This is a genomic window from Nodularia chucula CCY0103 (assembly GCF_963923915.1).
Taxonomy (GTDB): domain Bacteria; phylum Cyanobacteriota; class Cyanobacteriia; order Cyanobacteriales; family Nostocaceae; genus Nodularia; species Nodularia chucula.
On sequence record NZ_CAWUOL010000021.1, the window covers coordinates 49,475 to 59,540 of the forward strand.

A 10,066-nucleotide genomic window follows, 5' to 3' on the forward strand; every position below is an offset into this window, starting at 1 on the left:
AAAATCCTCAAACGTTTACGTAAAAATTTGTTTGAATATTTGTAGTCAGAATAAACAATAACTAGTTGATGAATACAATACAATATTAAAAGGGCAGGCGAGATGCCCACCCTATGCTTAGGAATCTTGTAAGACTGTCTTGGATACCATGCGCGTTTTTTTCAGGTCTGCTTCCGAAAGTTTTTCTCCGGCTTGCAGCCGGGTGGCGGAGGTTTGTAACACTGTGGCTGCGGCTTGATCTCCGATTTGTAAGGCTGTGTTAGCAGCAGTTTGTAACATTGTAGCAGCCCCGGTGCGATCGCCCTGTTGCAGTTTGGTTTCTGCTAACTGAGTTTGTCGATATTTAGCTAATGTCAATGTAGATTGCTGCACTAAGGAATTGAGTGCAGGTTGATAATCTCTGACGATATCTGCATATATCGGTACCATTGGTGAAACTAAGTTTTGTTGATTTCCAAAGGGATCATCGTAGCGAATTTGTAAATGTCCAATCACCTGTTTACCTTCTGGTAATTGTCCCAGATAAATATTAGCTAAAACCACCCTTTGTATATCTTGCATCAAATCACCCAAGCGCACGGCAAAGCCGCCATGAGTTTCTGTTTCTACTGGTAACTCAATGGTGTCTGGGGAAACTTGGGCTATGGGTTTAAATTCTGCGAGGCGGACATCAGGAACTAAAGATAGCAACAGGTAGGCATTAGTGAGCCGCACAGACTGAATCCGCCGCAATAAATGCTGAAATTGATCCACTGCTTGTTCTGGACTTTCAATGTAGGCTAAAGTCCCGCCTCCTGCATCGGCAATTTTTTCTAATAGATCCTGATTCCAATCATTACCAAAACCCAAAGTATTGATAGTCAGGTTGATTTTAGTGGCTTTATGTGCTAGTTGTAAACAGCGTTGATTGTCATCTTTGCCAATTTGCAATTTCCAAATCCGTAAGCCAGTTTCCCCATGACCATCTGTGAGCAGAAATGCTTGGGAAACAGCGCCTTTTGTCCCTTTCATTAGTTCTGTGATTCCCATCTGTAAGCCTTCGGCTATGGATGTGCCGCCGCTAGCCTTGAGTTTCTTGTGAATCTGGGCTTTAATGCTTTCCAGGTTCTGTACTGTTTGGTTGGGGATAATCACTTCAGCAGACCCAGCAAAAGCTACAACCGCAATACGATCCCCTGGCTGTAGCCTGTCTAATAATTGCTCTACTGCCTGAATTACTGTGGTGATGGCTTTACCATGCATGGAACCACTCTTATCCAGAATTAAGCAGAGGTTCAATGGTAAATGCTGGTGCAATTCATCAGGAACCGCCGAAATTGAAATAGATAGTTGACGTTGGTTGCTCGCTTGAGCCGCATCAACATTAGTATCATTTAAGGCACAGAGCAATTGAACTTTCATTGGGGAGGAGTATCTTGCAACACGGTTTTGGAGACAATTCTGGTTTTCTTGCGATCGCTCTCGGATAAGTCACCACCGGATTGGAGTTGAGTGGCAGAGGTTTGTAACACTGTGGCCGCGCCTTGATCCCCCATTTGCAGAGCAGTTTTAGCGGCAGTTTGCAGCATTGTGGCCGCCCCGGCGCGATCGCCCTGCTGTAATTTTGCCTCAGCTAACTGGGTTTGTCTGTATTTAGCTAATGCCAAAATCGACTTCTGCACACGAGAATCTATCTGTGGTTGATAAGCCGGGGTGACATTGGCATATACTGAAATTTTGTCAGTCAATAAACCCATTTTATTTTGAGCCGGGTCATCGTAGCGAACTTGCACATCAGCGATCGCCTGTCTACCTTCTGGCAACTGTCCCAGATAAATATTAGCCAATATCACCCTTTCTGCATCTTTCATTAAATCACCCAAGCGCACAGCAAAGCGTCCATCTGCTTCTTGCTGCATAGGGATCTCAATCGTCTCTGGGGCAACCTGGGCAATGGGTTTGAGTTCTGCTAGGCGGATATAAGGTTTCAGGGAAATCAGCAAATAAGCATTCGTTAATCCCACCGTTTGCACCCGGCTAAACAAGCGGTTAAACTCATCTGCGGCTTGTTCCGGTTTTTGAATGTGGGACAAACTACCTAAGCCAGCATCAGCGATTTTTTCTAAAATATCTTGATTCCATTTGTCACCAAATCCTAACGTGTTTAAAGTCAAATTATAGCCAGTGGCCAGTTGAGCCAATTTCAAACAGCGTTGGTTATCTCCGTGTTCGTTTTCCCCATCGGTTAATAAAAAGGCTTGAGAAACAGTTTCTTTTTTGCCCTTAGCTAATTCCTCAATTCCCACACGCAAACCTTCATCAATAGCCGTCCCACCGTCTGCTGATAAACTTTTAATTTGTTTTTTAATTTGATCTGGGTTGGTAACGGCTTGATTATTCACCAAGACCTTAGCACGGTGATCAAAAGCCACAACACTCAGGCGATCGCCCGGCTTAAGTCTATCCACCAAACCAATGGCCGCTTGCTTCACAGTCTCCAGAGGTTGTCCATGCATCGAACCACTGTGATCGAGAATTAAGCATAAATTCAGAGGGACATGACTATCTGTAATTTCTGCGATCGCGGAAATCGATATTGACAACTGACGTTGACTGCTGGGTTGATGCGCGTCCAAATTACCATCATTCAAGATAGGCTGCAAATTGACCTTCATAACCTAAAATTCCTAGTTAGCATATCTATATAAATAACTTCAAACCGCCACATCAGCACTACGGAAAAATTAGGGAGTAGGGAGAAGAGGCAGGGGGCAGGGTGCAGGGAGCAGGGGAGAAGAGGCAGGGGGGCAGGGGGCAGGGTGCAGGGGGGAAAAGATTGTAACTTCCCAATCCCCAGTTCTCATTCCCCAGTTCTCATTCCCCAATCCCCAGTCCCTAATCCCCAGTCCCCAATCCCCAGTCCCCAATCCCCAATCCCCAATCCCCAGTCCCCATTCCCCTAATTAGCGAGAAATCCACACTTGATGTGCGCTAGCATCGCGTTAGGATGTATTACAGTTAACGGCGTAGTTTCAGGCGATCAGTTGCTATGGACAATTCCCCAATCAAGGCTGTGCAAGCCCCTTATCAAGGTGATAGTTTTTACCGGACACCGCCGCCAGATTTACCTTCCTTATTAATGAAGGAACGAATTGTATATCTGGGAATGCCATTAGTGCCTGCGGTTACGGAATTAATTATCGCCGAATTGCTTTATTTACAGTCCGAAGATCCCGAAAAACCCATCAAAATCTACATCAACTCCACGGGTACTTCCGGATACAGTGGCGAACCAGTTGGCTTTGAAACCGAAGCCTTCGCCATCTATGACACCATGAAATACATCAAGCCTCCCATCCACACCATTTGCATTGGTTCGGCAATGGGTATGTCTGCCATGATACTCAGTGCAGGTACAAAAGGTTGCCGCGCTAGTTTGCCCCACTCCTCTATTATCCTGCATCAACCAAAAAGCTTCGCCCAAGGTCAAGCAACGGATATTCAAATTCGGGCAAGGGAAGTTCTGATCAACAAAACTTCCTTAGTTGATATTCTGGGTAAAACTACCGGACAAGCACCCGAAAAAATTACCAAGGACATGGATCGTCTGTTATACATGACTCCTTATGAAGCGAAGGAATATGGTTTGATTGACCGAGTTTTTGAGAAAGAAGAACTTGCCAATCCCCCATTACCTGCCAGTGTTCTCTAAGAACTGTGGATAGTCATTATCCTTGGGGAAATTTACCCATAACTAATGACTCATAACTAAATTACACACGGAGTAACGAAGATGCCTATAGGTGTTCCTAAAGTTCCTTACCGGATGCCCGGAGGACAATATACAGATTGGATTAGTATTTATGATCGTCTCTACCGGGAACGGATTATTTTCTTGGGACGAGATGTTGATGACGAAATTGCTAACCAAATTATTGCCGTCATGCTGTATCTGGATTCCGATGATCCAGGTAAGGATATTTATTTATACATAAATTCCCCTGGTGGTATGGTGACTTCCGGCATGGCAATTTTTGACACCATGCAACATATCAAATCAGATGTGGTGACAATTTGTGTAGGTTTAGCCGCCTCAATGGGATCATTCCTCCTAGCAGCCGGCACCAAGGGTAAACGCATGGCATTACCCCATTCTCGGATTATGATTCACCAGCCCTCTGGTGGGACTCGTGGACAAGCTAGCGATATCGAAATTGAAGCTAGAGAAATTCTGCGAATCCGTCACCAGCTTAACGGTATTTATGCTGAAAAGACTGGTCAGGATATATCGAAGATTGAAAAAGACATGGATCGGGACTTTTTCATGTCTGCTGCTGAAGCTAAGGAATACGGTTTGATTGACCGTGTAATTGAAGAACGTCCGTAATATCACGGGTATTAGGGGTAAAAAATCGCAAATTTACTCCTTCCCCATTTCTCAAACAAATTTTTAAACTCCCCCGATTATGAAAATCAGCCTAGCTAAATTTTCCTAGTCGGGTTTTTTTGTTCAACTTTAAATTTTTATATCAAGTCCGTTTTAATACTTAGGGTTTGCGGCTACCCAATCCCCAATCCCCAGTCCCCAATCCCCAATCCCCAGTCCCCAATCCCCAATCCCCAGTCCCCAGCTATATCTTCCATTAGATAGATCAAGACATTGATCATGTCGTCTCGTTAGTCAGATGTCATCTCACGTATAGCTTTTTAGGATCAATTAAGGAATCAGAGCAAAACTTGAGCAAAATCTTAACCTTTGTTGAGGGCGATCGCTCTACAATATCGTTTCTGAGACAAATATCAGGAGAAAACCACCATGCTATTTCAAAATCGCACAATAGCAGGTCAAATGTTAGTTGAGAAATTAACAAACTATACCAATCGCTCAGATGTAATTGTATTAGGTCTTCCCAGGGGTGGTGTACCCGTCGCCTTTGAAGTTGCTCAAGCATTAAAGGCTCCCTTAGATGTGCTGGTGGTGCGGAAACTGGGTGTACCTGAGCAAGAAGAATTAGCAATGGGTGCGATCGCAGTTGGTGGCGTGCGGATTATTAATCAATATATTATTAACTCATTGAAGATATCAGAAGAAAAAATTGCCAGAGTAGCGGCGCAAGAAGAACGAGAATTAGAACGTCGGGAACACCTTTATCGGGGCGATCGCCCTTTCCCTGATTTACAAAAACGCACAGTCATCTTAGTCGATGATGGTTTAGCCACAGGTGCAACTATGTGGGCCGCCGTGGCTTCTGTACGACGACAACACCCAGCCCGCATCATCATTGCTGTACCCGTAGCCGCTCCAACCACTTGTCGAAAATTACAAACTAGAGTAGACGAAATCCTCTGTGTCACCACACCCGAACCCTTCTATAGTGTTGGTCTATGGTACAAAGACTTTCCCCAAACTACAGATGCTCAAGTTCGTGAACTACTAGACAAAGCTCAAATCAACTATCAACTATTGTCCCGATAATTGCCAATTATAGCAACTGCTAAAGAACTGAAGACAAAAAATACCATTCATAGTTGAATTATTCACAACATCATCATAGCTAATACCTGTTTTATATAAAGACGCATAGAAAGAACCCCACGGCCTTCGGCTCCTCCCCTTGGTAAGGGGAGGCTGGGAGGGGTGAAAATAATGTGCAACTTCATATTAATTTGGTATAATATTTAGCTATTCTCCTGGGAACTTAAATGCCTTTCCAGATTTTCAATTCTTTGTCTTTGATGGTTGATTGTCTCTAGATATTTATTCGCCTCATTCTCTAGTTCTGCAACTTTTGCCCTATGTTTAGAAATTTTTAAATTTCGTTGCACCACACTGGGAATTGACACTAATAACCCGATGAGAATCCCAATCCCCAAAGTCCAAATTAGTATAATTGCTAATGAAGCCTGAAAATTAAGATCGAAAAAAGTTACAGCAATAGGAACAGCATTTTGAAATGCAAAAACTACAGCTAATAAGGCGACCAAGACGGCAATAATCGAAAATACCTGCATTGTTAATGATGACCTCTAGCTATAGTGACTAGTTTGGCAATTGTTTTACCCAAAATTCTCAGAACTTAATACAAAATACATCAGTATTAAATTGCGAGTATAATGTTATCATAAATTATTAATCATTGGTAGGTATTTTTAATATGTCTACACTATCTCAAGTTGTCAAGCACAGTGAAGTGTTAAATCGTTTAGTCCTTGACCGTGAAACAGTGGAAGAAGTTGGTCGTGTGTCAAGATTTTTACTAGATAGTCAGGGACAAAGAGTTGTAGGCTTTACCTGTAAATCAGGATTATTGGGTAATCAAAAAAAAACCTTCGCCTGGAAAGAAATTGAAGCCATTGGTGCTGATAGCCTGATAGTTAAACATAAAGACGATCACACCTCAACTATCACCGAATCAATCAACCCAGTCCTGGGTAGTGAAGTGTGGACTAATAATGGTAACAAAGTCGGAAAAATTATCGACTTGCTATTTCATAAAGAAACAGGGGAAGTGGTTAACTATATGTTTTCCCCCAATGGTTGGCAAGGATTAATGGAAGGTACATATTTACTTGCGCCAATTATGATTTCCAGTGTAGGCGATAAGCGCGTTATTGTTTTAGAAAAAGCTGTGGATAATCCTCAGAAGTATCATGAGGGATTGGGTGAAAAATTTACTCAAGCTACAGAATTTGTGCAAGAAGATTACGAACGCACCAAAAAAGATTTAGAAGGTGTGAAACCAGTATTACAAAAAGCTGTTGGTCAGGTTAATTTCAATGAAAAAATTAGTCAAGCTACGGAATTTATCCAAGAAGATTATCAACGCACTAAACAGGAATTAGAAAATGTTAAATCAGGATTTCAGAAAGCTATTGAGAAAGTGAAAGGCAAGGAAAAACCACAGACAGATATAGTAGAAGAAAATATCTCTACTACCGAGACTAAAATACAAGCGGAGTCATCAACATTAACCCCCGAAACTGGCAATTTTGCCGATGAAACCTAAACATCTGTGATCGCAGGGGAGTAGGGAATAGAAAACAGCTTTTTCAGTTGTAAGCGTAAAGCGCAGACTACGCCAACAGAAATCAAATAGGAGTCCTATAGCTCCCCCATTTCCTGAAGAAATCGGGAATACCCTAATAACAGTTGTTAAGTTCAGCTATTTACTGTAATGGGAAAGACATTTGGCTACGAAACAATCATGTTTAATGAAATCACCGCCTCACAATCGCAGCAGGCGGTTTTTTATTATACTGAAAGGCTTTTTCCCTACTCCCCACTCCCTAGCTATATCACCAGCACAAAAACCAATCAATTCCAATGCAACATGAAGAATGCAGCCAATTTGTCATAAATTTTGCTAAAAATATGCCTAATTTATCTATTTAGTACCCCAAAGATATAGAAGAGATAGACACTTGAATGGTGATAATTAACTATATGTATTTTCAATAGATACTCTACTGCTCAGTTGTAAACTATCTTCATCTAAATTACTTATGGGAATAAAACTTACAGAAGATACACTGATCAGATTTCATTTGCTTGAATAGCTATATTGATAGGAATAAAATTCACTCTTTGGGATTATGCCTAGTAAATTCATTGATGTTAGGGAATATACTGTCCGCGCTCATAAAAGACAGATTCATACTCGTGTTTTCCATTTTGTCTGTAAGCAGTGTGACCAAACTACACAACGGGAAACTTTTGGCCCCCGTCCATTATATTGCGAACAATGCCGACCACCGCAAGCACCTAAAAAATCCCATCAGTCATCTCAAAAAGCCAAACCTAGAGCCATGACTTACAAAAGTGATATTGATTTAGGATGATTTCTAGTTTGATGAATAACCTATTACCATTAGAAACCCCGGAAGCCTTTCTATCTCCACTATTAGAGTTACGAGACTACTATGCTAGCCTCGTTAAAGAGTATGAAAGCCTATACACACAGGCACGTGAACAGCTTGATCATGTAGATGCTTTATTATCTCATTCCTCTACTTCTTCAGATAATTATTCCCATCTGAAAAATGTTAAGATGCTACCAGAGGTGTGTGCTTCATATAAAGAAGATTCTTTGTTATCTACACCTGATCAAACCCTGAATGGTGCTAACAATTCTCCACCTCAAGAGTCAGAAAAGATTCCCGAAACGCCAAAATCGGCGAGATATTTAGACAGGGAAGATGAATCTCAAAAATTCCCAGATATTCCCATGTTACCTGAGTATAAATCTCAAAGTCGCATGACAGCTATTAAATATCTGTTACAGTCGCATATTGGTACTGTTTGTCATATAGATTTTATTGTGCGATCGCTGTATGGAGATTTAGAGCCAACAATTTTTAAAGTAGTCAAAGCTAGAGTTCAATCCTCCCTCACACAGGGTAGAGAAAAGGGTGCTTGGTGGGGTATCCCAGACGAGCCTGGCTGTTATACTCTGGATTTAAGTTTAGTCACTTCTAACCACACTAAACGTTACTCTCATACTGGGAAATCCCACACCAAGAAACAGCAGACAATTTCCCAGACAAATTCCATCCCCATGTTGCCAGAATTTGAGGGTAATTTTCTCATAGATGCTCTTTCTGATTTCTTAGAAAAACATTCAGGAACAGTTTTTAGCGTGGCGGAAATCATTACCGGCATTTATGGAGAACTAGATGATCCGCAAGTACGAGAAGTGAAAACTAAGGTACTGAATGAACTATCCAGAGGCTATCGTACCGGGCGATTTTCTAGAGTTCCTGACAAAATTGGCTTCTATACTTGGGACTCAAAGTTGATGTTAGCGGTCAGCCGAGGGAGATAAGGGGGATGAGGGGGAAAATAGTTGATTTTTTCCCTGCTCCCCTAGATTGTTACCCAATCTTCTCGCCGCATCTCGTAAACTACCACCTCATTTCCTAAAATTACCGCCTTCCCTTGCAATTTTTGCCCTAACTTCTGGGCGACTCCTATAGAAGCAATATTCTCTGGAAAAATCAAACTAATCAGATGGGACTGCTTTAACTCATGAAAAGTATATTCTATGGCGGCCTTTGCACCTTCTGTAGCCAAGCCACGTCCCCAATAAGCCCGTCTTGACACTCCTCAGCCTAAAGGTATGAGGATTCTTGCTTCATCCGTCCGAACTAGAAACCTGAATATAAAATATTCAAATCTCCCCGTTTGGATACGTCCACAAGCATACACGGACTGCCCGACCGCGTTTGAAACGATTTCTGGAATTTTTGCTTTACTCCCACATTTATACAAGATTTAGGATTTATACTACCAGGGTTCCGGATCAGGAGTCGTCCGCTTGACCTACTTCGTTTTTTATTTGTGCGCTTTACCGCTAAAAACATAATATCACCAAAGCCGTCCTATAAGGACGGGGCTTTAAACCCAAATTTTCGGTAAACTCCAACCAATTTCAAACCCCGGCCACCCCTCTGGTTGCCAGCAGCCAATCCGGCCAATCATTTCACCACTTTGCCTTTCCTCAACAGCCCACATCCCATAACCCCGCAGTTCCCAATGACCAATAATCATGGCCATATTTCGCCAAGAATCTTCACGAGATAGGGGTTTTCCTGTACCAATGTAGCGCATGACTTCCGGATCACCGCACATTTGCGCGTAAGCGTCAATGTCTGCTGCACGAAATCCGCGCATAATCAGACGTGGGGTGTCGAGTTGAGGAATTAGCATTTACACAAAAGAAATAACTTAGTCTTTTAAAATCATATATTTTTTAGAGTCAAAACTAATTAAGCCTTCTTGTTGTAATTTGCCCATCAATCGGGTGATTGTCACTCTAGTAGAACAGCAAGCGCTAGCAATATCTTCATGAGTTAAGCGCACACTTAAGCGAGTTCCTTCTGCTACTGTTTCGCCAATTTGGTCTTTTAAGAATAGCAATAAATTGTATAGTCTTTCCTCAACCCTTCGTTTACCAGCAATCACTAAAAATGCTTCTGTTTGTTGTAACCTTTGATTGATTTTTGGTAACAAGATATGGCTCAACATAGGGTTTAATGCAGAAGTGTTGAATGTTAAGAAAGAGGTGATAAAAATAACCCAAAATATGGT

General features: G+C 41.9%; 12 protein-coding genes. 6 read left to right on the top strand and 6 right to left on the bottom strand.

Annotated elements, in window-relative coordinates:
• Positions 1-117: 117 nt before the first annotated feature.
• Both ACM0OP_RS08760 and ACM0OP_RS08765 read right to left on the bottom strand, forming a co-directional pair.
• Positions 118-1,401, bottom strand: a complete 1,284-nt coding sequence (locus tag ACM0OP_RS08760) for a vWA domain-containing protein (protein WP_414528014.1) — start codon at positions 1,399-1,401, stop codon at positions 118-120.
• The gene (locus ACM0OP_RS08765) at positions 1,398-2,654 is read right to left on the bottom strand and encodes a vWA domain-containing protein (protein ID WP_414528015.1); all 1,257 of its coding nucleotides are present in this window, start codon (positions 2,652-2,654) and stop codon (positions 1,398-1,400) included. The genes ACM0OP_RS08760 and ACM0OP_RS08765 overlap by 4 nt, the downstream gene beginning before the upstream one ends.
• Positions 2,655-3,028: 374 nt before the next feature.
• Between ACM0OP_RS08765 and ACM0OP_RS08770 the strand changes: the two genes are divergently transcribed.
• From ACM0OP_RS08770 to ACM0OP_RS08780, 3 genes are all read left to right on the top strand, one after another.
• Positions 3,029-3,691, top strand: a complete 663-nt coding sequence (locus ACM0OP_RS08770; protein ID WP_414528016.1) for an ATP-dependent Clp protease proteolytic subunit — start codon at positions 3,029-3,031, stop codon at positions 3,689-3,691.
• Positions 3,692-3,772: 81 nt separating this feature from the next.
• Positions 3,773-4,366 (top strand): ATP-dependent Clp protease proteolytic subunit, encoded by a 594-nt coding sequence (locus tag ACM0OP_RS08775; RefSeq protein WP_006197617.1) that lies wholly within the window; start codon positions 3,773-3,775, stop codon positions 4,364-4,366.
• Positions 4,367-4,795: 429 nt separating this feature from the next.
• The gene (locus ACM0OP_RS08780) at positions 4,796-5,455 is read left to right on the top strand and encodes a phosphoribosyltransferase (protein WP_414528017.1); all 660 of its coding nucleotides are present in this window, start codon (positions 4,796-4,798) and stop codon (positions 5,453-5,455) included.
• 203 nt (positions 5,456-5,658) lie between these two features.
• On the opposite strand, the gene ACM0OP_RS08785 is transcribed toward ACM0OP_RS08780, so the two are convergent.
• The gene (locus ACM0OP_RS08785) at positions 5,659-5,991 is read right to left on the bottom strand and encodes a lipopolysaccharide assembly protein LapA domain-containing protein (RefSeq protein ID WP_414528018.1); all 333 of its coding nucleotides are present in this window, start codon (positions 5,989-5,991) and stop codon (positions 5,659-5,661) included.
• Between the two features lie 143 nt (positions 5,992-6,134).
• On the opposite strand from ACM0OP_RS08785, the gene ACM0OP_RS08790 reads away from it, so the two are divergent.
• From ACM0OP_RS08790 to ACM0OP_RS08800, 3 genes are all read left to right on the top strand, one after another.
• Positions 6,135-6,986 carry a PRC-barrel domain-containing protein gene (locus ACM0OP_RS08790; RefSeq protein ID WP_414528019.1) on the top strand — a complete coding sequence of 284 codons (852 nt, stop codon included), beginning with the start codon at positions 6,135-6,137 and terminating at the stop codon, positions 6,984-6,986.
• Positions 6,987-7,572: 586 nt separating this feature from the next.
• Positions 7,573-7,818 (top strand): hypothetical protein, encoded by a 246-nt coding sequence (locus ACM0OP_RS08795; RefSeq protein WP_239727315.1) that lies wholly within the window; start codon positions 7,573-7,575, stop codon positions 7,816-7,818.
• Between the two features lie 11 nt (positions 7,819-7,829).
• Complete coding sequence (locus ACM0OP_RS08800; RefSeq protein ID WP_414528020.1) at positions 7,830-8,801, top strand: hypothetical protein; 972 nt, start codon at positions 7,830-7,832, stop codon at positions 8,799-8,801.
• Between the two features lie 41 nt (positions 8,802-8,842).
• On the opposite strand, the gene ACM0OP_RS08805 is transcribed toward ACM0OP_RS08800, so the two are convergent.
• The 3 genes from ACM0OP_RS08805 to ACM0OP_RS08815 all read right to left on the bottom strand — a co-directional run.
• Complete coding sequence (locus tag ACM0OP_RS08805; protein ID WP_414528021.1) at positions 8,843-9,079, bottom strand: GNAT family N-acetyltransferase; 237 nt, start codon at positions 9,077-9,079, stop codon at positions 8,843-8,845.
• A 294-nt stretch (positions 9,080-9,373) separates the two neighbouring features.
• Entirely contained in the window at positions 9,374-9,685 is a 312-nt protein-coding gene (locus ACM0OP_RS08810) for a GNAT family N-acetyltransferase (protein ID WP_414528023.1), read from the bottom strand.
• An 18-nt stretch (positions 9,686-9,703) separates the two neighbouring features.
• Positions 9,704-10,066 (bottom strand): Crp/Fnr family transcriptional regulator (locus ACM0OP_RS08815; RefSeq protein ID WP_414528024.1); only part of this gene is annotated, 363 nt, incomplete at its 5' end.

Excerpts from the sequence above, each read along its gene's own strand:
- ACM0OP_RS08760 (WP_414528014.1), bottom strand. The coding sequence starts at position 1,401 with ATGAAAGTTCAATTGCTCTGTGCCTTAAATGATACTAATGTTGATGCG.
- ACM0OP_RS08765 (WP_414528015.1), bottom strand. The coding sequence starts at position 2,654 with ATGAAGGTCAATTTGCAGCCTATCTTGAATGATGGTAATTTGGACGCG.
- ACM0OP_RS08770 (WP_414528016.1), top strand. The coding sequence starts at position 3,029 with ATGGACAATTCCCCAATCAAGGCTGTGCAAGCCCCTTATCAAGGTGAT.
- ACM0OP_RS08775 (WP_006197617.1), top strand. The coding sequence starts at position 3,773 with ATGCCTATAGGTGTTCCTAAAGTTCCTTACCGGATGCCCGGAGGACAA.
- ACM0OP_RS08780 (WP_414528017.1), top strand. The coding sequence starts at position 4,796 with ATGCTATTTCAAAATCGCACAATAGCAGGTCAAATGTTAGTTGAGAAA.
- ACM0OP_RS08785 (WP_414528018.1), bottom strand. The coding sequence starts at position 5,991 with ATGCAGGTATTTTCGATTATTGCCGTCTTGGTCGCCTTATTAGCTGTA.
- ACM0OP_RS08790 (WP_414528019.1), top strand. The coding sequence starts at position 6,135 with ATGTCTACACTATCTCAAGTTGTCAAGCACAGTGAAGTGTTAAATCGT.
- ACM0OP_RS08795 (WP_239727315.1), top strand. The coding sequence starts at position 7,573 with ATGCCTAGTAAATTCATTGATGTTAGGGAATATACTGTCCGCGCTCAT.
- ACM0OP_RS08800 (WP_414528020.1), top strand. The coding sequence starts at position 7,830 with ATGAATAACCTATTACCATTAGAAACCCCGGAAGCCTTTCTATCTCCA.
- ACM0OP_RS08810 (WP_414528023.1), bottom strand. The coding sequence starts at position 9,685 with ATGCTAATTCCTCAACTCGACACCCCACGTCTGATTATGCGCGGATTT.